This is a genomic window from Sphingomonas sp. IW22 (assembly GCF_041321155.1).
In the GTDB taxonomy this organism is placed as follows: Bacteria; Pseudomonadota; Alphaproteobacteria; order Sphingomonadales; family Sphingomonadaceae; genus Sphingomonas.
Genome location: NZ_JBGGWB010000001.1, coordinates 1,718,311 through 1,742,500, shown reverse-complemented (window position 1 = coordinate 1,742,500; position 24,190 = coordinate 1,718,311). Strand labels below are relative to the sequence as shown.

The window sequence follows — 24,190 nt, the reverse complement described above, 5'->3', positions numbered from 1 at the left end:
AAAAAAGGGGCTGACGTTTGCGCGCCGGCCCCTTTTTCTGTGTTGAGCAAGATCCGAAGATCAGGCTGCCGTCGAAGCGGCTTCCTCCCCATCGGTCCGCAGCTTGCGGCGGCGACGCGGGCGGGGTGCTTCTTCTTCATCGCCATCGCTGCTCATGCCCAGCGACGGCGGCAGACGGTCGGCTTCGATCGACGGCGCGGTTTCAGCCGATTCGCTTGCGGCTTCGACTGCGGGCTGACGACGGGGACGACCGCGGCGGCGGGGCGCTTCTTCACCTGCTGGCGCGTCGGCACTCGCCGCCTCATCCGAAGCTGAGTTCTGCTCACCCTCAGAATTGCTCTGACCAACGGTGCGTTCGCGACGACGGTCGCCACGGTCGTCACGCTCACGACGCTCGCCGCGATCCTGACGATCGCCACGCTGGCTATCGCGGTCGCCGCGGCGATCTGGCTGACGTTCGCCCTGCGGCTGATCGGGCGTGCCCGCATCGCCTTCCATTTCGAAATCGTCATCATCGTCATCGTCGCGCTGGCGACGATTTTCCTCGAACCGGACCCGGCTCTCGTTGAGGACGCGGAAATAATGGTCCGCGAACTGATGGTAATATTCGGTATTCACCCGATCACCCTGCATCTGGGCGTCGCGAGCGAGATTCTTGTATTTCTCGAGCAACTGCGCCGCGTTGCCGCGCGCACGGTTATCGATGCGGTTTCCGTTATCGGGGCGATTGGGGTTGCCACCCTGCGAGCGTTGCCCGCCACGACCACGACGGCGGCCGGCCTGACGATTGTTCATCAAGGTCTGTGTGTCCTGTCCTTACCCTATCCGTCCGGCGCCAATGCCAGCCGAATGCGTTTCACTCCGCGCGCCTGACCGGGGACGACCGGAAAGGACGTGTTCGCCATAGGGCCGCCCAAAAACATGGCAGCGCGTCTGACCTGGATCGGGCCAATGCCCCGTTTTCAACAACTTGGTTGAAAATGCCTGCCCCTATGTGACTTCCTTAGCGGCAGGTGCGTCGTTCTCCAAGCACAATATTATGTCACGCTCGTTCACTTTCAAGTCACGACGATCGCGCGGGGGCGCTGTCCCAAGTCATGGACGATGCGCGACGACAGGCAGGCGGCCTCCACCAGCGCGGACACCGATTCACCCTGGCGCCAGCCGATCTCGACGATCGCCACCCCGCCCGGCGCGATCAAGCCGGGCAGCGCGGGGATGATGCGGCGATAATCGTCCAGCCCATCGGCGCCGGCGAACAGCGCCTCCGCCGGTTCATGTTCGCGCACTCCCGGCCCGACGGCTTCGTCCAGCGCGACATAGGGCGGGTTGGCGAGGATCAGGTCGAACCGCTCATTCACATCGGCGGCCCAGTCGCCCCGGCGAAAGCTGGTGCGACCAGCCATGCCCAGCGTATCGGCATTGGCGCGTGCATGCTCAAGCGCCACGGCAGAGGCGTCGATGCCCAGCCCCATCGCTTTCGGCCATTCGGCCAAGGCCGCCAGTAACAAAGTGCCGGGCCCCGTCCCCAGATCGAGGATGCGGCGCGGCCCCGGACTCCCGGCGAAATAATCCACCGCCGCTTCGATCAGCGTCTCGCTGTCGGCGCGCGGGATCAACACCCCCGGCCCCACGCCCAGCGTGATCGTCCAGAAGTCGCGGGTGCCGGTGATATAGGCCAGCGGCTCCCCCGCTTGGCGCCGCTCGACCAGACCGACGAAGTTATCGGGGGCGGCGTCATCCAGCCGCCGCAGCAGCAACTCGTCGCGCGTGCAGCCGAGGGCATGCGCCATCAACAGCTCGGCATCCAGCCGCGCCGTATCCGAAACCGGCGCCAAGACCCGCGCCGCAGCGGCCATTGCAGCGCGTACCGGCTCAGCCATCAACCATCGCCAGCCGAGCCGCTTCGTCCTCGGCAATCAGCGCGGCGATCAGTTCGTCCATCTGGCCTTCGATGATTTCGGGCAGACGATGCAGGGTCAGGTTGATGCGATGATCGGTCACACGCCCCTGCGGGAAGTTATAGGTACGAATACGTTCCGACCGGTCCCCCGAACCAACCATGGATTTGCGCGCATCGGCTCGTTCGTTCGCGGCACGCTCACGCTCAGCCTCGAACAAGCGGGTTCGCAGCACCTTCATCGCCTTGGCCTTGTTCTTGTGCTGCGATTTTTCGTCCTGCTGGCTGACGACGATCCCGCTGGGCAAGTGCGTGATGCGGACAGCCGAATCGGTGGTGTTCACATGCTGCCCGCCCGCGCCCGACGAACGAAACACATCGATGCGAAGATCGCTTTCGGCGATGTCGATGTCGACATCCTCTGCCTCCGGCAGCACCGCGACGGTGGCGGCAGAGGTGTGGATGCGTCCGCCGCTTTCGGTCACGGGCACGCGCTGGACGCGGTGTACGCCGCTTTCGAACTTCAGCCGCGCGAACACGCCCGCGCCCTCGACGCTGGCGATCACTTCCTTGAAGCCGCCCGCTTCGGATGCGCTGGCCGAGATCAGCTCGACCCGCCAGCCCCGGTTATCGGCATAACGCTGATACATGCGAAACAGGTCGCCAGCGAACAGTGCGGCTTCGTCCCCACCCGTTCCAGCGCGGATTTCCAGCATGGCTGGGCGGGCATCGGCCGCGTCGCGCGGCAACAGCGCCAGCGCCAGCGCGCGTTCGGCCCGTTCCAGCGCGGCCTTGTTCTCATGCAGTTCCTCGGCCGCCATCTGGCGCAGTTCGTCGTCGCCGTCATGCGTCATGTGCTGAAGCGACTTGGCCTCAGCGCGCAGCCGCCGCACTTCGCCAGCGGCCTGGGCGACCGGTTCCAGCTCGGCATATTCCTTGGACACCGCGACGAAGCGATCCGACGGCAGGTCGCCCGTCGCCATCATTGCCTGCAACTCGTCGCGCCGCGCCTCGATCGCGGCGATGCGCTCGGCCGAGATGCGCGTCATGCGTCGGCCAACCCCGCCCCACCACGCAATTGCAGGACGAGCAGGTCCAGCTCGGACCGGTCGATGGGCGATTCAGGCAGCACCGTTACATGCATTCGCTGCGCCGGATCGTCGCTGGCGCGCAGATAGATCAACGCATCCACCCCGGCCTTGCGTGCCTGTTCGGCCCGCTTCTTGGGATTTGGTTTATAGCCGGCGAACACTTCGATATTGCTGCCGCGAAGCGTGCGGGCCAGCGCAAGCGCGCGCGCCTCTTCGCTGGCGGCATCAGCGATGATCGCGACGATCGGCTTTTCGCGCACCGGCAGCTCAGTCAGCATCGCAAGACGCTCGATCCCGGCGGCCCAGCCGACGCCCGGCGTAGGCGCGCCGCCCAGGCTTTCGATCAGCCCGTCGTAGCGCCCACCCGCCAGCACGGTACCCTGCGCGCCCAGCCGGTCGGTGACGAATTCGAACGCGGTGTGGCGATAATAATCCAGGCCGCGCACCAGTCGGCTGTTACGCGTCCATTTCACCCCCGCAGCATCCAGCCCCACGGTGACAGCGGCAAAGAAATCGCTGGCCAGGGCGCTGAGATACTGGTCGATATCGGGCGCGGCATCGGCAATCGGACGATCGCGCGGGTCCTTTGAATCCAGGATGCGGAGCGGGTTCTTTTCCAGCCGCGCCAGGCTGTCCTCTGAAAGATCGCCGCGATGCGCCTCGAAATGTTCGACTAGCGCGGCGCGCCACGCTTCCCGCGTCTCGGCATCACCCAGCGTATTCAGCTGCAACGTCACGCCATCGGCAATGCCCAGTTCGTGCAGCAGCTGATCGGCAAAAGCGAGCAGTTCGATATCGGCCGCCGGCTCGGCTGCGCCCAGCACTTCGGCGTCGATCTGGTGGAACTGGCGATACCGCCCCTTTTGCGGGCGTTCGTAGCGAAAGACCGGGCCATGAGTCGCGATCTTCATCGGCGCGAATTGCTGCCAGCCTTCGGTCAGCCAGGCGCGGGCAATGCCGGCGGTGAATTCGGGGCGCAGCGTCAGCGAATCGCCGCCGCGATCCTCGAACGAGTACATTTCCTTGGACACGACATCGGTCGTCTCCCCCAACGAGCGGGCGAACACCGCCGTCGGTTCGAACACGGGCAATTCGACCCGGCCGAAGCAATAAAGCCGCCGCACGCGGTCAAAGCTGTCGACCACGCGCTGAAAGCGACGCTGTTCGTCGCCAACAATGTCCTGCGTGCCGCGCACGCGCTTGGGAGTTTCGATCCGCGCCATAAGGGCCGGCTATCTAAGCCAAGGTCGCGCATTGCGCCAGACGGCGCATCAGCCGGGTTGCAGCGCCGTCCAGCCCCGGATTGCGGCGTTGACGGCGGCGGGTCGCTCCCATGGGACGAAATGTCCCGCATCCTCGATCCGCACGACGCTCAACCGCTCGACCAGCCGCTCCAGCCCCTCCAGTTGCACGGGCAGCAACGCCTTGTCGCCCATGCCCCATACGACCAGCGTCGGGGGCCGGATCGTCGGAAAGGGCGAGTCGATCCATGCGGGGCGCGCGGGCTGCTCATCCATGGCGGGCACCTGAATCGCGCTGGCGCGGTACCAGTTGAGCATCGCGGTCAACGCACCCGGCTGCGACCATTCGTCAAGATAGGCGGCCTTCTCCGGTGCGATCAGTGCGGCATCGACATGCGCGGCAAAGCTGGTGTCGAAAAAACGCGACAGGCCCATCGCCTCGATCCGCGGCTCCAGACCGGGATCGCGAAAGGCGCGGATATATTGGCTGGCCGCGCGCTGGGCGGGATCGTCGAACAGGCTGCGCTGAAAGATCAACGGGTGCGGCGCGTTCAGGATCACCAGCCGCGCGATGCATTCAGGGTGCCTCAACGCCGCCAGCCAGGCCACCGCCCCGCCCCAGTCATGCGCGACCAGCGTAAAGCGCTCAGCCCCGAAATGATCGGCCAACGCGATCAGGTCAGCCACCGCTTGGTCGGGGGCATAGGCCTCAACCCCCTGCGGCTTGTCCGAACGCGCAAAGCCGCGCTGGTCGGGCGCGATGCAGAAATGGTCGCGGCCAAATTCGTTCAGCTGGTGCCGCCACGTCCGGTGCGATTCAGGGAAACCGTGGAGGAAGATCATCACCGGCGCGCCTGCGGCGCCAGCCGTCGCCACGTCGAGCGACACGCCGGTCGAAAGCGGCACCCGGATCATGGATAGCTGACCGTCTTGGGCACTTCGGGAATGGGGATCCATTCCTTCTCGTCGCCGGGCACCTTGGGAAAGCGGCCTGCCTTCCACGCTTCCTTCGCCTCGTTGATCCGCTCCCTGCGCGATGAGACGAAGTTCCACCAGACATGGCGCGGGCTGGTAAAGGCCTCACCCCCGCACAGCATCACGCGCGCGCCGCGTTCCGACCGCAACGTGGCGAGCAGGCCGGGGCGCAGCACGTACAGGACCAGCGGCTCCAGCGTCATGCCATCGACGCTGGCGTCGCCGTCCGCGACATACAGCGCGCGCTCCTCTGCCGCCGACTCGATCGGCACCGCTCCGCCCGCTTCCAGCATGATGTCGGCATAAATGGTCTGGGCGTAGGTGGCGGTCGGCGCCGACTGGCCCCACAGGTCGCCCATGATGATGCGCGCGCGGACGCCCTTGTCCTCGACCACCGGCAACGCGGCCTTTTCGACATGCTGGAAGGCGGGGTCCATCTCCTCATCCTTTTCCGGCAGCGCCAGCCATGTCTGTATGCCGAACAGGGCCGGCCCCTTGGCCCGCTCGTCACCAGGGGAGCGTTCGGAATGGACGATGCCATGCCCGGCGGTCATCAGATTGACCGCCCCCGGCTCGATCACCTGGTCGGTGCCCAGCGAATCGCGGTGGCCGATCGCGCCGCGAAACAGATAGGTCACCGTGGCCAGATTGATATGCGGGTGCGGCCGCACGTCGATGCCGCCGCCCGGCGGCATGTCGGCCGGGCCCATCTGATCGAAAAACAGGAACGGCCCCACCATCGTGCGCGGCCTCGAAGGCAGCGTGCGATGAACCTTGAATCCACCCAGATCATGCGTCGTGGGCAGGATTTCCTGAAGGATCAGATCGTCGCGCGTCATTCGCCGTCAAGCTCCGGATAATGGCGGAAGATGCCGTCTTCATTGAACGGGATGCGGCGGTCGCTGTCCAGATAGGCGCGGATGCCGTGCAGCGCATCGACCGCGCCGTGCAGCGCGATCAGCCGGGGATAGTCCTGCTCGATCGCCGCCATGCGCCGCGGAAAGGCGTAACGCAGCCCCTCGACCAACTGGAAGAGCGCGGTGTCTGCATAGGTCCATCGCTCCCCGATGAGGAACGGGCCGTCATGCACGCCAACGGCGGCGTCGAAATGGGCCAGGAACTTGGGCATCCGCTCCGCGCGAAAGGCTCTGGCCGCGCGTGCCGCCTCCGCCTGCTGTTCGCCATAATAGGCGCTGGTGGCGACCGGGTGGTGGACGTCATGCGCCTCCGCCACGGCGTCCGCGACGGTCAGCTGCACCTGCTGGATCCACAGCCGCTGGCCCAGGTCGGACGGGGCCAGATGGTGCCGTTCGCCCAGATAGATCAGGATATTGGCAACCTGTGCCACCGCCTGCCCGTCGGGCGTCTCCAGATAGGGCGGCGCATAGGGAGCATAGCCCTGTCGCCCCTGCATATCGGCGACCAGCGCCTCGTCGCCCAGTTCGCGGGCCATGTCGCGATATTCGATGCCCGCCGCCTCAAGCGGCAGCCGGACAAATTCGCCGCGGCCCTGAACGCCCGACCAGTACCAGAGCTTATATGCCATCATGTCTCTCCCGGCGCCCGCGCCCGGATACGGAGCGCGTGGATACGGGTGGCCAACAATTCGGCAAGCGCCCGGTTCACCAGCCGCTGTCGCGCGACGCGATTAAGGCCGTCAAACGCCGCGCTTTCGACATCGACCGCGAAATGCGTCTCCCCGGTGCCGTCGTCGCCCATATGGCCGGCGTGATGGTGGCTTTCATTCTCCACGCTCAGCGCCGTGGGTGACAGGGCGTCGGTCAGCCGTTCGGCAATAAGGTCGACGACGGGGCGGGGTGTGCTGGCAGAGTCGGTCATTGCCCCTATATCTGGCGTTTTTCATGCCTTTCAGGAACCCTCCAAGTGCCTCGCCCCGAACGTAAGGACCGACCCAATGCCCGTTTCCATGGCCGCGTAGAGGCTGAGGGCCGCCTGTGCGCGGTGCCTGGCTGCGACGAACCGGGCGAGTTTCGCGCGCCCGGCGGCGCCCGCTCGGGATTCGACGGGCCTGGCGAGTTTCGCTGGATGTGCCTGGATCATGTCCGCGCGTTCAACGCGGGCTATAATTATTTCGCGGGTATGTCGGCAGACGAGATCAACAACGCCCAGCGCCCCTATGCCGGGTGGGAGCGCGAAACCCGCGCCTTTGCCGCCAATGGTGCCGACCGGCCGCCGCGCTGGGCCGATTTCAGCGATCCGCTGGACGCCATCGGCGCGCGCTTTCGCGATCGGATGGCGGCCCAGCGGGAACGGGCCGATGGCCGCCCCCTGTCGGGCCAGGACCGCGATGCGTTGAGGACTCTCGGTCTCGCCACCGATGCCGACCGGCGCGCGCTGCGTCAGCGTTATGCCGCGCTGGTGCGCCAGCTGCACCCCGATCATAATGGCGGCGACCGATCCAGCGAAACGCGGTTACAGGCGGTGGTAGAGGCGTATCAGCACCTGAAAAAGGCCGCCGCCTTCGCCTGACTGCGCTTCGAGTCCCGGCTATTGATCGACCACGGGGATGAAGCCGCCCATGATCATGCGCTTGCCGTCGAACGGGGAATCGCCAACCTGTGCCATGCGCGGATCGGCCATGATCGCCTGCCAAGCGGCATCGCGCGTCGCACGGTTGGGCCATTCGATCCAGCCAAAGGCGACCATTTCTTCGTCCTCCAGATGGACCGCACGTGCGAAATCGGTCACCTTTCCGGTCGGCACGTCGTCGCCAAGCCCGTCGATCACCCGCAACGCGCCATGGTCGACAAAGATCGGCGCCATCGCCGCGGCGAAACGGATATAAGCGTCGCGATCTTCAGCGCGCAGCGGCATCGCCACACCGTCGATATAGCCCGGCGTGCCGCCCGGTCCCACTTCGCCGACGCATTCGAAGCCGCCCAAGATCATCCGCTTTCCGTCGAACGGCATCTCGCCCAGCGCCGCAACGCGCGGATCGGTGGACATGCGCTGGCCAGCGGCGTCACGCGTGGCGCGATCGGGATACTCGACCCAACTGAACAGCACGGTTTCATCGTCCTGCGCCTGAACCGCGCCATACATGTCGTTCAGCTTGCCGCGCGGCACATCCTCGCCCCAACCTTCGACCATCCGCGTCGCGCCGAATTCGCGGAACAGCGGCACCGCCCCTTCCGCATGGGCGACATACCGATCGCGATTGTCGCTGGGCACTGCAAGCAGGAAACCATCGAAATAGTTCATGGCCATGTCCCATCCTCTCTGCCGCCGGACTTCCGGCAGGTACTTAAGTCACGCCCGCGCGTTGATTCGGGCGCGTTGACGATGCTGCCCGCCAAGGTTATTTATTTCAACCATGAAGTTAGAAAAAAGAACTAAAAGCGATGAGGTGATCGAAAAGCGCTGGTATGACGATGCGTGCGGCACGGCTTTGGCGCTGGAGTTCATGGGCGAGCGCTGGTCGCTGCTCGTCATGCGCGAGCTGATGCTGGGCGCGCGACGGTTCAGCGACCTTCGCGCCGACTTGCCCGGCATCAGCGCGAATGTGCTGACACAGCGACTGGCGGGACTGGAGCGCGCGGGCATTGTCACGCGACGCCGCCTGCGACCACCGCTGGGGGTGCAGGTCTATGACCTGACGCCATGGGGCCGCGAAGCCGAGCCGGTGTTGCAGACCATGGGCCGCTGGGCCACCCGTTCGCCGCTTCACGATCCGACCCGCCCGTTTTCACCGGTTTCGGCGATGCTGTCGCTTCGCACGATGATCCGACCCGGGGGCGGCTATCCGCCGATGACGCTCGGCTTTCACTTTCCCACGGCGCAATTCGTTGGGAGGCTGAAGACCGAAGAACTGATGATCGAACGCAGCGATGCTGCGGACGCGGACGCGGTGTTCGAAACCGATCCAGCGGGGTTGGCGATGCTGGTTTATGGCAAACAGCCCTTTGCCGACGCGCAGCAACAAGGCAGGCTGGTCCTGCACGGCGATGCCGCGCTGGCGCAGGCGTTTGTCGACCTGTTCGCGCTGCCGCCCAAGGTTGCGTGATTTCCCGCAAAGGTCGGTCCGATTGGCCCCAAGGCCGGTTTGCGTCGGCTGTGCAAGCGCCTATGTGATCCGTTCGCCGTCCGACCCCTTGCTACCAAGGCCTGCCCATGACCGACCTGCCGAACATCCAGCCTGACAGCCGCCAGACGACGCTTCTCGACGCGCCCGACCGCATGGTCAAAGTGCGCGAGCTGTTCGGCATCGACATCGACATGGAAGTGCCCGCCTTTTCCGAAGCGGATGAGCGGGTACCCGATCTCGACCCTGCCTACGTCTTTGACGCGGACACGACGCTCGCCGTGCTGGCGGGGTTCGCACACAACCGGCGCGTGATGATCCAGGGCTATCACGGCACCGGCAAGTCGAGCCACATTGAACAGGTGGCGGCGCGCCTGAACTGGCCGTGCATCCGCATCAATCTGGACGCGCATATCAGCCGCATCGACCTGATCGGTCGCGACGCGATCGTGCTGAAGGACGGGCAGCAGGTCACCGAGTTTCGCGAAGGGCTGCTTCCGTGGGCGCTGCAGACCCCGACCGCGTTGGTATTCGACGAATATGACGCGGGCCGCCCGGACGTAATGTTCGTGATCCAGCGCGTGCTGGAGACAGAGGGCAAGCTGACGCTGCTCGACCAGAATCGCGTCATCCGTCCGAACCCGTGGTTCCGCCTGTTCGCAACCGCCAACACCGTGGGTCTGGGCGACACGTCGGGCCTGTATCACGGCACGCAGCAGATCAATCAGGGCCAGATGGACCGCTGGAACGTGGTCGTCACGCTCAACTATCTGCCCGCCGCTACCGAGGCGCAGATCGTCCTCGCCAAGTCGGGTGAATATGACAAGCCCGGCGGCAAGGAAGCAGTCGAGAACATGGTGCGCGTGGCCGAACTGACGCGGCGCGGCTTCATCAATGGCGACATTTCGACCGTGATGTCGCCGCGCACCGTCATCACCTGGGCACAGAATGCGCTGATCTTCGGCGATGTCGGCTTTGCCTTCCGCCTTTCGTTCCTGAACAAGTGCGATGAGGCGGAACGGCCACTGGTGGCCGAATATTATCAACGTGTGTTCGGCAAGGACTTGCCCGAAAGCGTCGCCAGCAAGGCTGGTTAAATTGGTAAGGGGCGGTGCCGGGAAATGGCGCCGCCCCTTTTCCGTGCTCAGTTCAGTGTCAGCACCACCACCGATGCCGCGGGCAGCGTCACCGACAGCCCCTGCGGGCCGACGGTTGCGCCATTGAACGGCTGTGGCCGGACGGTGTTCGGCGCATCAAAGGTGTTGTGCGCGCTCACCTGTGGCGCGGTCAGTACCGTGCCCGTTGCGCTGGTCGCCTGCATCCCCTGAATCGCGGTGCTGACGGTGGCCGGGTTGTTGGGGTCGGTGTTGACCAGCGCGACATAAACCTTGCCATCGGTGCCACGTGCGGCCGTCGCGCTGACGGTCGGCGCCGCCCACTGGTCCTTGCTGTACCAGGTCGACTTCACGTCCATTGGCAGGAACGTTGCGTCCTGAAACGGCTTGTACATGTGATAGACGTGATAGGTCGGCGTCAGGACCATGCGCGGCCCGTCGGTCAGGATCATCGCCTGAAGCACGTTCACCATCTGGGCGATGTTCGTCATCCGCACCCGGTCGGCGTGACGGGTAAAGATGTTGATGTTCAGCGCCGCAAGGATCGCATCGCGCATCGTGTTCTGCTGGAACAGGAAGCCCGGATTGGTGCCGGGTTCGACATCGAACCAAGTGCCCCATTCATCGACTGCCAGATTGACGCGCTTTTCAGGATCATACTTGTCCATCACCGCCGAATGGCCGGTGATGATTTCATCCATCAGCAACGTCTTTTCGATGGTGCGGGCGTAATCAACCTCCTGAAACTGGGTCGCCGAACCCTTTTTCGTCCAGTTGTCGGTGATGGTGTAATAATGGACGCCGACGCCATCGACCAGCTTTCCGGCCTCCCGCATCATCACCTCGGTCCAGTCATATTTGGTGTCACTGGCGCCGCTGGCGATCTTGTCGATCTTGGTCCCGGCCGGTACCTTGATAAAGGTTGCAAACCGCTTGGTCACGTCGGCGGCATATTCGGCGCGCATATTGCCGCCACAGCCCCACAATTCGTTGCCGATGCCGAAAAAGGGCAGCTTCCACGGCTGCTTGCGGCCGTTTTTGGCGCGCAGTTCAGCCAGGCTGCCGGCGGGGGCGGTCATATATTCGACCCACTCGGCCATTTCGGTCGGCGTGCCGTTGCCGACATTGCCGGAGACATAGGCCTCGGCCCCGATCATCTCGGCAAAGTCCATGAATTCGTGCGTGCCGAACGCATTGTCCTCGGTCACGCCGCCCCAATTGGTGTTGACCTTGGTCGGGCGATCCTTGCGCGGGCCGATGCCCTCACGCCAGTGATATTCGTCGGCGAAACAGCCGCCGGGCCAGCGCACGACGGGTACCTTCAGATCCTTCAGCGCGGCGACCACATCGTTGCGATAGCCGCGCGTGTTCGGGATCTTTGACCCCGCCCCCACCCAGATGCCGCCATAGATGCCGGCGCCCAGGTGCTCCGCAAACTGGCTGAAGATGCGACGGTCGATCTTTGCGCCGGGCTGATCCACGCGAAGCACGGCATTGGCACCCGGGGTGGCCGGAGCGGCAAGTTCGGGCGTGGCGGGCGCGGGGGCGGCCTGTTGCGCGATGGTCGCGACCGGCGTCAGCGCGGTTGCAGCCACCAGCAGCGCCAGTGCGCGGCAGGAACGAGACAGCATGGCATTCCCCTCTTCGTTGCGGTCCCGACCGCGTTTTGCGGTTGGCCCGATCATTACTCTGATTAAATAATTTCTAGGCCGCCTGCCAAATCCCGTCAATCATATAGGATGAACTCAAATTCGGCGCGGCGGCGTTATCATCGCCGATGTCGCGCTTGCCCGGTCCGTTGGTCGGGTTGGAGCTGACGCGCCGCTTTGATAGGACCGCCTGCGATGGCCACCCCTTCCCCGATCGATCAGCTTCGCGAGGTGCTTGCCGGCACTGCCCGCGCGATTTCCGGCAATGCGGAGGTGGAGCTTGCATTCACCGCCGACGCCCCCGTCCAGTCGGGCCGCAACCTGAAAGTGCCGATGCCGGGCCGCACCCTGCCGGCGGATCAGCTGGCGGAAGCGCGCGGCTTTGCCGATTCCTTCGCGCTCAGGCTGCGGCTGCACGATGCGGCGCTGCATGCGCGCGGTGCCCCTGCCGAACCGGTCGCGCGCGCGGTCCACGACGCGGTTGAAACCGCGCGGATCGAGGCGCTGGGCGCACGCGGCTTTTCCGGCATCGCCGAAAATCTCGACGCCAGTCTGACGATGCGGATGCGTTCCGACCCGATCGCACGGGCCCGGACCCGCGACGAAGTCCCGCTGTCGACCGCAGTGCAGCTGATGGTGCGCGAACGGCTGACCGGGAAGCCCGCGCCCGAAGCGGCAGCGGGGGGCTTGGCGTTGGTGTCCGACTGGATCGAGGAAAAGGCCGGGGCTGAGCTCGACGCATTGGCGCTGGCGATGGACGATCAGGCCGCCTTTGCCCGGCTGATCGCCACGCTGCTCGAAGATCTGGAGCTGACCGAGGGGCAGCTGGAGCCGGACGACGCCGATGATGGCGGCGATGACGCCGATGATGGCGATGACGAGGGGCAGGACGACGATCAGGGCGAAGACGACCAGTCGGGTCAGGGCGACGCCGAGATGGAGGCGCGCGGCGAGCAGCGCGAAAGCGACGACCCGCAGGGCGAGGGGCAGGATCGCGACGATTCGGCCGAGCCGGGCGACGATATGGATGGAGAGGACGGCGACGATGGCGGCGACGGCATGTTGCCCGTGCGCCCCAATCGCCCCACCAGCGACCTGCCGCCGCAATTCGACTACAAGGCCTATACTACCCGTTTCGACGAGGTCGTGTCGGCGACCGACCTGTGCGATGCGGAGGAACTGGACCGGCTGCGTGCCTATCTGGACCAGCAGCTTGTCCACCTTCAGGGTGTCGTCACCAAACTCGCCAACCGTCTGCAACGCCGGTTGATGGCGCAACAGTCACGGTCATGGGATTTCGACCAGGACGAAGGGCTGCTCGACGCTGCGCGGCTGGCGCGGGTGGTCGTCAACCCGATGCAGTCGCTGTCCTATAAGGTCGAGCGCGACACCGATTTCCGCGATACCGTCGTCACGCTGTTGATCGACAATTCGGGCTCGATGCGCGGTCGCCCGATTTCCATCGCGGCAATTAGTGCCGACATTCTGGCGCGCACGCTGGAACGCTGCGGCGTCAAGGCAGAGGTGCTGGGCTTCACCACCCGCGCGTGGAAGGGTGGACAGGCGCGCGACGCGTGGCTGGCACAGGGTCGCCCGCTGTTGCCGGGTCGCCTGAACGACCTGCGCCACATTGTTTACAAGGAAGCCGACGAACCCTGGCGCCGCGCGAAAAAGTCGCTTGGCCTGATGATGCGCGAAGGGCTGCTCAAGGAAAATATCGACGGCGAAGCGCTGCTATGGGCGCACAGCCGCCTGATCGCCCGGCCGGAGGAGCGCAAGATCCTGATGGTCATTTCGGACGGCGCGCCGGTCGACGATTCAACCCTCAGCGTCAATTCGGGCAGCTATCTGGAACGTCATTTGCGGCAAGTGATCGGCTGGATCGAAAGTCGCTCGCCCGTCGAACTTGTTGCGATCGGCATCGGCCATGACGTGACACGCTATTATGCGCGCGCGGTGACGATCATGGATGTCGACCAGCTGGCGGGCACGATGATCGAACAGCTTGCCAGCCTGTTCGACGATCCATGATCGCGGTCGAGGCCCCACCGGGCGGCTTTGTCGGCCCGGTCAAGCGGTCGATCACCATCGCCGGCCACGCCACTTCGATCAGTCTTGAACCGCCCTTCTGGCGCGCGCTGGAACGCCATGCCGCCGATCGCGCCCTGCCACTGTCGGCGCTGGTCGCCGCGATCGACGCCGCGCGCATTGCCGCCGACGATCCGCCCAATCTGGCCAGCGCGATCCGAAGCTGGCTGATGACCCGCGCCATTGAGGACGCGCAAACGCCCCCCATCTAAGGGGCCTCCCCACCGACCAAGGAGCCGCATTCATGGCCGACACCCCCGCCGCCGATCCCGCGAACAATCTGCCCGCCGGCTATGTCCCGCCGCGCGTGTGGGAATGGTCCCCCGGCAATGGCGGACAGTTCGCCAGCATCAACCGCCCCACGTCCGGCGCGCGCACTGAGGCGCCGCTGCCGGTGGGCAAGCATCCGATCCAGCTTTATTCGATGGGCACGCCCAACGGGCAAAAGGTCACGATCATGCTGGAAGAGCTGCTGGCGGCAGGGCATTCGGGCGCCGAATATGATGCGTGGCTGATCCGCATTGGTGAGGGCGACCAGTTCGGCAGCGGCTTTGTCGACATCAACCCCAATTCCAAGATCCCTGCACTGGTCGATCATTCGACCGATCCGGCGCTGCCGGTGTTCGAAAGCGGTGCCATTCTGGTCTATCTGGCTGAAAAGTTCGGCGCGTTCCTGCCCACCGATCCCGCACGGCGCGCGGCGACGCTCAGCTGGCTGATGTGGCAGATGGGCGCCGCGCCGTTCCTGGGCGGCGGCTTCGGCCATTTCTATGCCTATGCGCCGATGAAGATCGAATATGCGATCGACCGCTATGCGATGGAAGTGAAGCGCCAGCTCGACGTGCTGAACACCCAGCTGGGGCGTCACGAATATATCGCGGGCGACGATTACACCATTGCCGACATGGCGATCTGGCCCTGGTACGGCGCCGTGGCCGAAGACCGCATCTATGGCGATGCGGCCACGTTCCTGAACGTCGCCGAATATCCCAACCTCCAGCGCTGGACCGCCCTGGTCGGCGAACGCGCGGCGGTGCGGCGCGGCCGGATGGTCAACGTCACCTATGGCGCGCCTGAAAATCAGCTGCACGAGCGCCACGACGCGGCCGATTTCGACACGCGAACGCAGGACAAGCTGGCCACGGCCTGATCCTTTTCGGGCGACGGGTGCTTGCCACCGTCGCCCGCCACGCGGCATGGGTGCGACATGGCCGACAATCCCGACCTGCCCCGCACCGACGAAGAAGCCGCCGCCGAACTGGCATCGCTGGCGACCGGGATCGCGCGCCACAACGCGCTTTATCATACCGACGACGCGCCGGAGATCAGCGATGCGGCCTATGACGCGCTGGTCCGCCGCAATGCCGCGATCGAGGCGGCGTTTCCGCATCTGGTTCGCACCGATTCCCCCTCCACGCAAGTTGGCGCCGCACCTGCGGGCCATCTGGCCAAGGTCGCCCATGCCCGGCCGATGCTCAGCCTCGATAACGGGTTTTCGGACGAGGATGTCGCGGAATTCGTCCAGCGCGTCCGCCGCTTCCTGTCGCTCGGCACCGATGAGCCCGTCGCGCTGACTGCCGAGCCGAAGATTGACGGCCTGTCCTGTTCACTGCGTTACGAGGATCGGCGGCTGGTGCGCGCCCTGACGCGCGGCGACGGTAGCGTGGGCGAAGACGTTACCGCCAACGCGCTGACGATTGCCGACATTCCCCGCACCCTGCCCGCCGACGCGCCCGCGCTGTTCGAGGTGCGCGGTGAGGTTTACATGGAAAAGGCCGCCTTTGCCGATCTGAACGCGCGCCTGCTGGCCGAAGCGGAAGCGGCTGGCGACCCGACCAAGGCACGCCGTTTCGCCAACCCGCGCAATGCCGCCGCCGGTTCGCTGCGGCAAAAGGACGCCGCCGTCACCGCCGCCCGCCCGTTGCGCTTCCTTGCCCATGGCTGGGGTGAGACGAGCGACCTGCCCGCCGATACACAGGCGGGGGTGGTCGCCGCGCTGGCGAAATGGGGTTTCCCGGTCGCTGAGGATTTCAGCCGCTTCGATACGGTCGAGGCCGCGCTCGACCGATATCGCGCGATCGAGGCGAAGCGCGCGGACCTGGCCTTCGACATTGACGGCGTGGTGTACAAGATCGACCGGCTGGACTGGCAGGCACGGCTGGGCACCGTGGGCCGCGCGCCACGCTGGGGGCTGGCGCACAAATTCCCCGCCGAACGCGCACAAACCACGCTGAACGCCATCGACATTCAGGTCGGGCGTACCGGCAAGCTGACCCCGGTCGCCCGGCTGGAGCCGGTGACGGTCGGCGGCGTCGTCGTTACCAACGCCACGCTGCACAACGCCGACGAGATTGCGCGGCTGGGCGTGCGCCCCGGCGACCGGGTGGTGCTGCAACGCGCGGGCGACGTGATTCCACAGATTGTCGAGAATCTGACGCGCGACAGCGACCGGGCGGCCTTCACCTTCCCCACCCATTGCCCCGAATGCGGATCAGACGCGGTGCGGGAAGAGGGGGAAGTCGACATCCGCTGCACCGGCGGACTGGTCTGCCCCGCCCAGCGGATCGAACGGCTCAAGCATTTCGTCAGCCGGGGCGCGCTGGATATCGACGGGTTGGGCGAAAAAACGCTGATCGAATTTGTCAAGCTTGGCTGGATCAAGGAACCCGCAGACATTTTTCGACTCGCCGCACACCGCAACGAACTGATCGGGCGAGAGGGGTGGAAAGACAAGTCGGTCGACGCCCTGATCGCCGCCATCGAGGCACGGCGCACACCCGACGCGGCGCGGCTGTTGTTCGGCCTTGGCATCCGCCACATCGGCGCGGTGACGGCGCGCGATCTGCTCAGGCACTATCATACGCTGGATGCCATCCGCGACCTGGCCGACGAGCTTATCAAGCTGCGCGAAACCCTGCACCCCGCGCTTGGCGAGGACGCGACCAAGCACCGCAACCGCGTGGACAAGGCGATTGCCGAGCGGATCGGCGTCAATCAGGTCGGCGCCGCCGTGGGCCAAGCGCTGGCCGACTTCTTCCACGAACCGCACAACCGCACCGTATGGGACGATCTGTTGGCGGAGGTATCACCCCCGCCCTATCGTGAAACGGCACGCGCCTCCGAGGTATCGGGCAAGACAGTGGTGTTCACCGGCACGCTGGAAACCCTGTCGCGGGATGAGGCAAAGGCGCAGGCGGAATCGCTTGGCGCGCGCGTATCCGGTTCGGTGTCATCCAAGACCGACCTGCTGATCGCCGGACCGGGCGCGGGGTCAAAGGCAAAGAAGGCGGCCGACCTTGGCATCCGGGTCGTCGACGAAGCTGGCTGGCTCGCTATCGTCGCCGCGGCGGAATAACGCATCGTTTCACCCGCAACTGATGCTTTTCTGCAACGCAGCAAAACAGTCTGCATGCGGCATGCGCGCTGTCACATAATCGAAATATTGCGCGCGCAGGGGCGCGACTAACGGCGAGCACGCCGATTAGTTCCAGCTGTTCGAGCTGATCCAAGGGGAAAATGATGCGAACTCACCTGCTCATGGGTGCGGCGTTTGTTGCGCTTGCCATTCCGGCGGCTGCCAGCGCCCAGGAAACGACGTCGAGCATCCGCGGCACCGTGACTCAGGACGGCGCGCCCGTCGCCGGCGCCAGCGTGACGATCATCAACAACGCGACCGGCGCGACCGCGACGACAACGTCCAGCGAAAACGGTTCGTTCGTGACCAGTGGCCTTCAGCCGGGGGGCCCCTACAGCGTCGAAGTCACCAGCGCGAGCGGCAACTCGACCGTCACTGACATCTACACCGTTGTCGGCCAGCCCTATTCGCTGCCGATTGAAATTGCCGCTGCCGGTGACGCGGACATCGTCATTACCGCATCGTCGGTCGCCGGTGCAGGCACCACCTCGGACGGTCCGCAGACGGTTCTCACCCAGCGCGAAATCAGCCGCGTCGCCTCGATCAACCGCGACATCCGCGACCTCGCGCGTCGCGACCCCTTCGCCCGGTTCGAAGAAACCGCCAGCGGCGGCCGCAGCATCTCGTTCGCAGGCATTAATCCGCGCTACAACCGATTCTCGATCGACGGCGTCGTCGTGTCGGACAATTTCGGCCTCAACTCCGACGCCAACCCGACGCGTCGCGGCCCGGTGCCGATGGACGCGATCGGCCAGTTCTCGGTCTCAATCGCACCCTATGACATCCGCCAAGGCAACTTCCTGGGCGGCGCGATCGACGCTGTGCTGACCAGCGGCAGCAACGAATTCCACGGCAACGCCTTCTATTCGCAGAACACCGACGGCCTGACGGGTGAGCGGATCGGCAGCAACGTTGACACCAATTTCGACTTTAAAAGCGAAACCTATGGCGCCACGCTGTCGGGCCCAATCATCAAGGACAAGCTGTTCTTCATGATCTCGGGTGAGCGTAACACCGAAGGCAACCCGCTCAGCCCGATCGCCAGCCAGATCCCTGGTCTGACCCAAGCGACGCTGGACGCAGTCGCTTCGACCGCGGATTCGCTCTATGGCTTCGATCCCGGTGGTCAGCTCACCGTCTCGAACGACAAGGACGAGAAGGTCGTCGGCAAACTGACCTGGAACGTCAACGATGACCATCGTCTGTCGCTGTCGTACATCAACGCCTATGACGCGACGAGCTTCCTTCAAAATTCCAGCGTGTCGAACTCCACACCCAGCTATGGCCTTCAGTCGAACGCCTATCAGCTGACCGAAACACTGCGCGCGGGCATCCTCCAGCTCAACTCGAACTGGACCGACGTATTCTCGACCGAAGCGCGTTTCCTGTACAAGAGCTACGAGCGCGGACAGAATTCGTTCGGCAGCAACGGCTTCGCCCAGTTCGGCGTCTGCACCGAAGCAGCCAGCACCGCAGCGACCAACCAGTGCGCGACCGGCACGCCGCGCGTGTTCTTTGGCCCGGATTCTTCGCGTCAGGCGAACGAGTTCTACACTGACACCTATTCGGGTTCGTTGCTGGCTCGCCTCTCGATGAACGACCATGAGTTGAAGCTCTTCGGTCAATATGACGAAGTGCGAATCTACAACCTGTTCCTTCAGAACACGAACGGCAACTACTATTTCGATTCGCTTGCCGACTTCCAGGCACGTCGCGCGAATTCAGTGGTCTTCCAGGCACCCGCTTCGGGCAACGTCGCTGACGCCGCCGCCGACTTCAAGTATCGCCAGTTCACCTTCGGCATTCAGGACGACTGGCAGGTCACCGACCGCCTGAACCTGTCGCTGGGCATGCGTTACGACCTGTTCGACCAAGCCGCCGACGTGCCGCTGAACCCCGGCTTCCTGGGCCGCTATGGCTATCCGAATACGAACAACTTCAAGGGTCTGGGCTTGTTCCAGCCGCGTATCGGCTTCAACTATGAGCCGGTCGACGATGTGAAGGTGCGTGGCGGCTTCGGCGTGTTCGGTGGCGGCACCCCCGACGTCTATCTGTCGAACAGCTATTCGAACGCAGGTGCGGGCGTCGGCGGCGTCGGCATCAACTCGGTCACCGTTCAGCGCACCGCAAGCGGCTACACCCTCAACGGTGCGCCGCTCGCCGCGAACATCGGCGACGCGATCCTGAACAATGTGGATGGAGCCAACGTGCCGGCTCAGCTTCAGGGCTTGATTCCGAACACTGGCCCCAACGGCCTTGCCAACATCAATGCGCTCGACAAGGATTTCGAAATCCCGTCGGTGTACAAGGCGACTCTGTCGGCGGACTGGACGCCGCGCAACTTCCTGGGCGGCGGCTGGCGCTTCGGTGCGGACTATTATTTCAGCCGCACGCGCGACTCGATCCGCTTCGTCGATCTGCGTTCGGTGCCCGTCGGCACACTGCCGGACGGCCGTACCCGCTACGGCCCGCTGGTCGGCACCAACACCAACACCGACATCATCCTGACCAACGGCGATAACGGTCGCAGCCATGTCGGCGTGGTCCGGTTGGACAAGCAGTTCGACAACGGCCTGCTCCTCAACTTCGCTTACTCGCTGCAGGACGTGAAGGACGAAACGCCGGCGACCTCGTCGACCGCGGGTTCGAACTATGGCAACGGCGCGTTCCTGGGTGACGGCGCAGCCTATGGCACCGCCAATGACCAGGTGGCCTGGTCGTTCAAGTACGGTATCGGTTTCGACCGCGCGTTCTTTGGCGACTATCGCACCGTGTTCCAGCTGTTCGGCGAAACCCAGGCGGGCCGTCCGTACAGCTTCACGATGCAGGATGCCGGCTCGACGCCGCGCAGCCAGGTCTTCGGCCTGACCGGTCGCGACGACCGCTACCTGCTGTACGTGCCGCAGTCTGGCACAGACTCGCTGGTCGAATATGACAGTGAGGCAACGCGCACGTCGCTGGAAAACCTTATCGAGAATTCGGCGCTGAAGAACCATCGCGGTTCGATCGCGCCGCGCAACGTGGCTCGGTCGCGCGCATACACGCGCATCGATCTGCACCTCGAACAGGAAATCCCGACCTTTATCGGTCGTTCTCGCATCACGATCTTCGGTGACATCCAGAACCTGCCGAACCTGCTCAACAAGGATTGGGGCGGCTTCCGCCAAGCGGCGTTCCCGTATATCGAGGATGTGGTGAACGTGAGCTGCGTCCAGGTCGGCTCGAACGCGTGCGGCAAGTACCGTTACTCGACCTTCGCATCGCCCAATGAGGGTGCGAACGCGCCGGAACTCCGCCCCTCGCTGTACTTCATCCGCCTGGGTGCACGCATCAAGTTCTGATCCGCGCGTTCAGCCGTAACTGATCGGGCCGTCGTTCTCCGGAACGGCGGCCCGTTTCGCGTCCGGGCGGGGCCGATTTGCCTCCCCGGCCGCCTACGCTACATTGGAAGCCGACATGGCAAGTGCCGCGATCCTTTCCCGTCCGTTCTTCGAACAGAAGAGCCGTGCCTTCTGGATGCTTCAGGCGGCGGGGTGGTCGGGCTATCTGATCCTGCGCATGGTGTCCGGGGTCTCGAACAACCCCAGCCTCGACAATGTCATTCCGATCATCATCGAATCGATCGTCGGCTATTGCCTGACGCTGCTGCTCTCGACGCTGTACGGCTATTATCGGCGGCTTCCGCGGATCACGGGCATATTGGCGGTGGTGGCGACACTGGCGGCGGCGACGGTGATCTATGCCGTGCTGGACGCCTTTACCTTCTCGTTCATCCGTTCCGCCACGCCGGGCATCACCGTCAATCTGGTGCTGGCAACGGTGTTCCTGAACTTCACCGTACTGGCGGGGTGGACGGCGCTGTATTTCGGCATCAACTGGTATCTGATCGTCGAGCAGCAGATCGACCAGATGCAGGCGCTGGAGACACAGGCGTCGTCGGCGCAGCTGGCGATGCTGCGCTACCAGCTCAATCCGCATTTCCTGTTCAACACGCTCAATTCGATTTCAACGCTGGTGCTGCTGAAACAGACCGAGCGGGCGAATGTGATGCTCAGCCGTTTGTCGTCGTTCCTGCGGTACACGCTGGCGAACGAGCCGACCGCGCATGTCACGCTGTTGCAGGAGATCGAGACGCTGAAGCTCTATCTCGAGATCGAGAAGATGCGCTTCGACGACCGGCTGCGCCCCACATTCGACATCGACGCGCGGGTCGAACGTGCGCGGCTCCCCTCGCTGCTGCTTCAGCCGCTGGTGGAAAACGCCATCAAATATGCCGTGACCCCGTTGGAGGAGGGTGCCGAAATCGCCGTTTCGGCACGGCTCGCCGGGGATCGGGTGCAGATCGCCGTGACCGACACGGGTCCGGGGTTGATGCAGACCAAATCTCGTCCAAGCCTTTCGACCGGCGTGGGCCTGGCCAACATACGCGACCGTTTGGCCCAGGCTTATGGTGCGGACCACCGCTTCGACACGGGTATGAACCCCGGCGGCGGCTTCCGCGTTGAGATCGAGATTCCGTTCCAGGTCGAGGAACCCAGACGCGAGGCAGCATGACCATCCGAACCATCCTTGTCGACGACGAGCCGCTGGCCATCCAGGGCCTCGAACTCCGGCTTCAGGCGCACGAGGACGTCGAGATCATCGACAAATGCATGAACGGCCGCGAAGCCATCCGTTCGATCAAGACACACAAACCCGACCTCGTATTTCTGGACGTGCAGATGCCGGGCTTTGACGGCTTCTCGGTCGTTCAGGGCCTGCTTGAAGTCGAGCCGCCGCTGTTCGTTTTCGTGACAGCTTATTCCGACCACGCCATCCGCGCGTTCGAGGCGCAGGCGATGGACTATCTGATGAAGCCGGTGGAGGAAGCGCGGTTGGCCGACACGCTGGACCGGGTGCGCCAGCGCCTGAGCGAAAAGCGCGGGCAAGCCGAAGTGGAGAAGCTGAAGGAAGTTCTGGCCGAAGTGGCGCCCGACGCGGTGCACGACATGTCCGATGGCGGCGGCGGCGAATTGGCCGCCAACCGCTTTGAAAAGCTCATCAACATCAAGGATCGCGGGCAGATCTTCCGCGTGGATGTCGATTCGATTGAGCGCATCGACGCCGCCGGCGATTACATGTGCATCTATACCGGCGACAACACGTTGATCCTGCGCGAGACGATGAAGGATCTGGAGAAGCGGCTGGACCCGCGCCGTTTCCAGCGCGTCCACCGCTCGACCATCGTCAACCTCGACCTGGTCAAGCAGGTCAAGCCGCACACCAATGGCGAATGTTTCCTGGTCCTGGATTCAGGCTCGCAGGTAAAGGTCAGCCGCAGCTATCGCGACGTGGTCGCGCGATTCGTTCATTGATCGAGGGCGGCGGCGCCTGTTCACGGCGCCGCCCGCCGGATCACTCGGCCTTGTCTTCGCTGGCGGTGTCGTCCGCCACCGTGTCGCTCTCGCCCGTGTCCTGAAACCATGCCTCGACCGGGCCGGACAGCTTGATGGTCAGCGGATTGCCGTGCCGGTCAGTCTTGCGACCCACGGCGACGCGGATCCAGCTTTCGGAGATCGAATATTCCTCCACATCGGTCCGCTCGGCACCCTTGAAGCGGATGCCGATGCCGCGCTGAAGGGCGGCCTGATCGAAATGCGGGCTTTTCGGGTGGATCGACAGGCGATCGGGGGGCGTGTCAGTCATGCGGGCGCCTGTACGCGCAAGGCCCGATGACGACAAGTCGGGCGACGCCGCCATGGCATCGCCCGACCGGGTATTCAGCAATAACGGACGCGCACACGGCGGCCGATATAGGGGTCATATTCCCAGCGGCTGAAGCAACGCTGGCGATAATAGCGGCGCGGCGGGGCGTAGTAGCCGTGATCATAGCCGCGATAGCGCGGCCCGTAATAGGGCCGGTCATAATAGCCGCCGCGGTAATAACGGTCGCGATAGCGGTCATTCGCGATAGCGCTGCCGATGGCCAGTCCGGCGACGCCGCCGATAATTGCCGCTGCCGCAGCATCGCCGCCGCGGTCGCGGTGATAACGCCGCCACTGCGCCTCGGCCGGGGACGCCGCCGTCAGGGCGGTGGCGCCCGCGACCAGGCCCAATGTGGTCTTGGTCACGATGTTCATCGAAAGCCTCCTCATGCCTTTGCTCGCCGGGCGCACGATCGCGCACCTTGGCGTCGATGATAGACACGCTACATGATCGTCGCTGAACTCGTGGCGAACCGCGTGTTCAGCGGTGATTTAGGTAGATGAACGGGGCTTCTCGAATGGCGTTGTGGCTGATGAAATCCGAACCTGACGTCTTTTCGTGGGACGATCTGGTACGCGATGGCCGCACTGAATGGGACGGGGTCCGCAATCACACCGCCGCGCGCAACCTGCGCGAGATGAAGGTCGGCGACCGCGCCTTTTTCTATCACAGCAATATCGGCCTTCAGATCGTCGGAATCATGGAAATCGCGCGGGAAGCGAAGAAGGATGGGGAGGAAGGCAATTGGGTTTCGGTCGAATGCCGCCCGGTCGGACCGCTGCCCAATCCCGTCACGCTGAAGCAGGTCAAGGCCGAGCCGCGTCTGGCCGAAATGGAGCTGGTCAGATATTCACGCCTGTCGGTCGGCCGCGTGACGCAGGCGCAATGGGACGTCGTCCTCGAAATGGCCGGTGCGAAATGACGCTGGC

At 64.5% G+C, this 24,190-nt stretch carries 23 protein-coding genes; 11 read left to right on the top strand and 12 right to left on the bottom strand.

The features are described from left to right. Positions 1 to 60: 60 nt before the first annotated feature. The 8 genes from ACAX61_RS08700 to ACAX61_RS08665 form a co-directional block, all read right to left on the bottom strand. Positions 61 to 798 (bottom strand): DUF4167 domain-containing protein, encoded by a 738-nt coding sequence (locus ACAX61_RS08700; RefSeq protein ID WP_370714369.1) that lies wholly within the window; start codon positions 796 to 798, stop codon positions 61 to 63. Between the two features lie 260 nt (positions 799 to 1,058). Continuing rightward, the gene (gene prmC, locus ACAX61_RS08695; RefSeq protein ID WP_370714368.1) at positions 1,059 to 1,883 is read right to left on the bottom strand and encodes a peptide chain release factor N(5)-glutamine methyltransferase; all 825 of its coding nucleotides are present in this window, start codon (positions 1,881 to 1,883) and stop codon (positions 1,059 to 1,061) included. After that, positions 1,876 to 2,949 carry a peptide chain release factor 1 gene (prfA, locus tag ACAX61_RS08690; protein WP_370714367.1) on the bottom strand — a complete coding sequence of 358 codons (1,074 nt, stop codon included), beginning with the start codon at positions 2,947 to 2,949 and terminating at the stop codon, positions 1,876 to 1,878. The genes prmC and prfA overlap by 8 nt, the downstream gene beginning before the upstream one ends. Further along, the gene (hisS, locus tag ACAX61_RS08685) at positions 2,946 to 4,214 is read right to left on the bottom strand and encodes a histidine--tRNA ligase (RefSeq protein WP_370714366.1); all 1,269 of its coding nucleotides are present in this window, start codon (positions 4,212 to 4,214) and stop codon (positions 2,946 to 2,948) included. Before hisS ends, prfA begins: the two co-directional genes overlap by 4 nt. Positions 4,215 to 4,262: 48 nt before the next feature. Next, positions 4,263 to 5,147 (bottom strand): alpha/beta fold hydrolase, encoded by an 885-nt coding sequence (locus ACAX61_RS08680; RefSeq protein ID WP_370714365.1) that lies wholly within the window; start codon positions 5,145 to 5,147, stop codon positions 4,263 to 4,265. Next, on the bottom strand, positions 5,144 to 6,046 hold the full coding sequence (locus tag ACAX61_RS08675; RefSeq protein WP_370714364.1) for a pirin family protein: 903 nt from the start codon (positions 6,044 to 6,046) through the stop codon (positions 5,144 to 5,146). The genes ACAX61_RS08680 and ACAX61_RS08675 overlap by 4 nt, the downstream gene beginning before the upstream one ends. Then, entirely contained in the window at positions 6,043 to 6,753 is a 711-nt protein-coding gene (locus tag ACAX61_RS08670) for a glutathione S-transferase (protein WP_370714954.1), read from the bottom strand. The genes ACAX61_RS08675 and ACAX61_RS08670 overlap by 4 nt, the downstream gene beginning before the upstream one ends. Continuing rightward, positions 6,753 to 7,046 carry a BolA family protein gene (locus ACAX61_RS08665; RefSeq protein WP_370714363.1) on the bottom strand — a complete coding sequence of 98 codons (294 nt, stop codon included), beginning with the start codon at positions 7,044 to 7,046 and terminating at the stop codon, positions 6,753 to 6,755. Before ACAX61_RS08665 ends, ACAX61_RS08670 begins: the two co-directional genes overlap by 1 nt. 45 nt (positions 7,047 to 7,091) lie before the next feature. Between ACAX61_RS08665 and ACAX61_RS08660 the strand changes: the two genes are divergently transcribed. Continuing rightward, on the top strand, positions 7,092 to 7,697 hold the full coding sequence (locus tag ACAX61_RS08660; protein WP_370714362.1) for a J domain-containing protein: 606 nt from the start codon (positions 7,092 to 7,094) through the stop codon (positions 7,695 to 7,697). Between the two features lie 18 nt (positions 7,698 to 7,715). On the opposite strand, the gene ACAX61_RS08655 is transcribed toward ACAX61_RS08660, so the two are convergent. After that, a complete protein-coding gene (locus ACAX61_RS08655; RefSeq protein ID WP_370714361.1) occupies positions 7,716 to 8,435 on the bottom strand; it encodes a DUF1428 domain-containing protein in 720 nt (239 codons plus the stop codon). A gap of 106 nt (positions 8,436 to 8,541) precedes the next feature. Here ACAX61_RS08655 and ACAX61_RS08650 point away from each other — a divergent pair, with 106 nt between their 5' ends. Together ACAX61_RS08650 and cobS are read left to right on the top strand one after the other, a co-directional pair. After that, on the top strand, positions 8,542 to 9,231 hold the full coding sequence (locus tag ACAX61_RS08650; protein ID WP_370714360.1) for an HxlR-like winged helix-turn-helix transcriptional regulator: 690 nt from the start codon (positions 8,542 to 8,544) through the stop codon (positions 9,229 to 9,231). 107 nt (positions 9,232 to 9,338) lie between these two features. After that, complete coding sequence (gene cobS / locus ACAX61_RS08645; RefSeq protein ID WP_370714359.1) at positions 9,339 to 10,346, top strand: cobaltochelatase subunit CobS; 1,008 nt, start codon at positions 9,339 to 9,341, stop codon at positions 10,344 to 10,346. 47 nt (positions 10,347 to 10,393) lie between these two features. Here cobS and ACAX61_RS08640 read toward each other — a convergent pair whose 3' ends face one another. Then, positions 10,394 to 11,995 carry an alpha-N-arabinofuranosidase gene (locus ACAX61_RS08640; protein ID WP_370714358.1) on the bottom strand — a complete coding sequence of 534 codons (1,602 nt, stop codon included), beginning with the start codon at positions 11,993 to 11,995 and terminating at the stop codon, positions 10,394 to 10,396. 213 nt (positions 11,996 to 12,208) lie between these two features. Here ACAX61_RS08640 and cobT point away from each other — a divergent pair, with 213 nt between their 5' ends. The 7 genes from cobT to ACAX61_RS08605 all read left to right on the top strand — a co-directional run bounded on the left by cobT (position 12,209) and on the right by ACAX61_RS08605 (position 22,870). Next, positions 12,209 to 14,044: a cobaltochelatase subunit CobT gene (gene cobT, locus ACAX61_RS08635; RefSeq protein ID WP_370714357.1), complete on the top strand. Its 1,836-nt coding sequence runs from the start codon at positions 12,209 to 12,211 to the stop codon at positions 14,042 to 14,044. Next, entirely contained in the window at positions 14,041 to 14,313 is a 273-nt protein-coding gene (locus ACAX61_RS08630) for a ribbon-helix-helix domain-containing protein (RefSeq protein ID WP_370714356.1), read from the top strand. The genes cobT and ACAX61_RS08630 overlap by 4 nt, the downstream gene beginning before the upstream one ends. 32 nt (positions 14,314 to 14,345) lie before the next feature. Continuing rightward, positions 14,346 to 15,251, top strand: a complete 906-nt coding sequence (gene yghU, locus ACAX61_RS08625; protein WP_370714355.1) for a glutathione-dependent disulfide-bond oxidoreductase — start codon at positions 14,346 to 14,348, stop codon at positions 15,249 to 15,251. 57 nt (positions 15,252 to 15,308) lie between these two features. Continuing rightward, the gene (gene ligA / locus ACAX61_RS08620; RefSeq protein WP_370714354.1) at positions 15,309 to 17,456 is read left to right on the top strand and encodes an NAD-dependent DNA ligase LigA; all 2,148 of its coding nucleotides are present in this window, start codon (positions 15,309 to 15,311) and stop codon (positions 17,454 to 17,456) included. A 164-nt stretch (positions 17,457 to 17,620) separates the two neighbouring features. Next, complete coding sequence (locus ACAX61_RS08615) at positions 17,621 to 20,857, top strand: TonB-dependent receptor plug domain-containing protein (RefSeq protein ID WP_528084554.1); 3,237 nt, start codon at positions 17,621 to 17,623, stop codon at positions 20,855 to 20,857. 115 nt (positions 20,858 to 20,972) lie between these two features. Further along, positions 20,973 to 22,070 carry a sensor histidine kinase gene (locus tag ACAX61_RS08610; protein WP_370714352.1) on the top strand — a complete coding sequence of 366 codons (1,098 nt, stop codon included), beginning with the start codon at positions 20,973 to 20,975 and terminating at the stop codon, positions 22,068 to 22,070. Continuing rightward, positions 22,067 to 22,870 carry a LytR/AlgR family response regulator transcription factor gene (locus ACAX61_RS08605; protein ID WP_370714351.1) on the top strand — a complete coding sequence of 268 codons (804 nt, stop codon included), beginning with the start codon at positions 22,067 to 22,069 and terminating at the stop codon, positions 22,868 to 22,870. Before ACAX61_RS08610 ends, ACAX61_RS08605 begins: the two co-directional genes overlap by 4 nt. Positions 22,871 to 22,910: 40 nt before the next feature. Here ACAX61_RS08605 and ACAX61_RS08600 read toward each other — a convergent pair whose 3' ends face one another. Beyond that, positions 22,911 to 23,201: a DUF3297 family protein gene (locus ACAX61_RS08600; protein WP_370714350.1), complete on the bottom strand. Its 291-nt coding sequence runs from the start codon at positions 23,199 to 23,201 to the stop codon at positions 22,911 to 22,913. Between the two features lie 74 nt (positions 23,202 to 23,275). After that, entirely contained in the window at positions 23,276 to 23,635 is a 360-nt protein-coding gene (locus ACAX61_RS08595) for a hypothetical protein (protein WP_370714349.1), read from the bottom strand. Between the two features lie 158 nt (positions 23,636 to 23,793). Between ACAX61_RS08595 and ACAX61_RS08590 the strand changes: the two genes are divergently transcribed. Then, positions 23,794 to 24,183: an EVE domain-containing protein gene (locus tag ACAX61_RS08590; RefSeq protein ID WP_370714348.1), complete on the top strand. Its 390-nt coding sequence runs from the start codon at positions 23,794 to 23,796 to the stop codon at positions 24,181 to 24,183. Positions 24,184 to 24,190: the final 7 nt, after the last annotated feature.

Bases quoted from the DNA above. Each gene is read 5' to 3' on its own strand.
- prmC (WP_370714368.1), bottom strand. From the start codon at position 1,883: ATGGCTGAGCCGGTACGCGCTGCAATGGCCGCTGCGGCGCGGGTCTTG.
- prfA (WP_370714367.1), bottom strand. From the start codon at position 2,949: ATGACGCGCATCTCGGCCGAGCGCATCGCCGCGATCGAGGCGCGGCGC.
- hisS (WP_370714366.1), bottom strand. From the start codon at position 4,214: ATGGCGCGGATCGAAACTCCCAAGCGCGTGCGCGGCACGCAGGACATT.
- ACAX61_RS08680 (WP_370714365.1), bottom strand. From the start codon at position 5,147: ATGATCCGGGTGCCGCTTTCGACCGGCGTGTCGCTCGACGTGGCGACG.
- ACAX61_RS08675 (WP_370714364.1), bottom strand. From the start codon at position 6,046: ATGACGCGCGACGATCTGATCCTTCAGGAAATCCTGCCCACGACGCAT.
- ACAX61_RS08670 (WP_370714954.1), bottom strand. From the start codon at position 6,753: ATGGCATATAAGCTCTGGTACTGGTCGGGCGTTCAGGGCCGCGGCGAA.
- ACAX61_RS08665 (WP_370714363.1), bottom strand. From the start codon at position 7,046: ATGACCGACTCTGCCAGCACACCCCGCCCCGTCGTCGACCTTATTGCC.
- ACAX61_RS08655 (WP_370714361.1), bottom strand. From the start codon at position 8,435: ATGGCCATGAACTATTTCGATGGTTTCCTGCTTGCAGTGCCCAGCGAC.
- ACAX61_RS08650 (WP_370714360.1), top strand. From the start codon at position 8,542: ATGAAGTTAGAAAAAAGAACTAAAAGCGATGAGGTGATCGAAAAGCGC.
- cobS (WP_370714359.1), top strand. From the start codon at position 9,339: ATGACCGACCTGCCGAACATCCAGCCTGACAGCCGCCAGACGACGCTT.
- ACAX61_RS08640 (WP_370714358.1), bottom strand. From the start codon at position 11,995: ATGCTGTCTCGTTCCTGCCGCGCACTGGCGCTGCTGGTGGCTGCAACC.
- cobT (WP_370714357.1), top strand. From the start codon at position 12,209: ATGGCCACCCCTTCCCCGATCGATCAGCTTCGCGAGGTGCTTGCCGGC.
- ACAX61_RS08630 (WP_370714356.1), top strand. From the start codon at position 14,041: ATGATCGCGGTCGAGGCCCCACCGGGCGGCTTTGTCGGCCCGGTCAAG.
- yghU (WP_370714355.1), top strand. From the start codon at position 14,346: ATGGCCGACACCCCCGCCGCCGATCCCGCGAACAATCTGCCCGCCGGC.
- ligA (WP_370714354.1), top strand. From the start codon at position 15,309: ATGGCCGACAATCCCGACCTGCCCCGCACCGACGAAGAAGCCGCCGCC.
- ACAX61_RS08615 (WP_528084554.1), top strand. From the start codon at position 17,621: ATGCGAACTCACCTGCTCATGGGTGCGGCGTTTGTTGCGCTTGCCATT.
- ACAX61_RS08610 (WP_370714352.1), top strand. From the start codon at position 20,973: ATGGCAAGTGCCGCGATCCTTTCCCGTCCGTTCTTCGAACAGAAGAGC.
- ACAX61_RS08605 (WP_370714351.1), top strand. From the start codon at position 22,067: ATGACCATCCGAACCATCCTTGTCGACGACGAGCCGCTGGCCATCCAG.
- ACAX61_RS08600 (WP_370714350.1), bottom strand. From the start codon at position 23,201: ATGACTGACACGCCCCCCGATCGCCTGTCGATCCACCCGAAAAGCCCG.
- ACAX61_RS08595 (WP_370714349.1), bottom strand. From the start codon at position 23,635: ATGAACATCGTGACCAAGACCACATTGGGCCTGGTCGCGGGCGCCACC.
- ACAX61_RS08590 (WP_370714348.1), top strand. From the start codon at position 23,794: ATGAAATCCGAACCTGACGTCTTTTCGTGGGACGATCTGGTACGCGAT.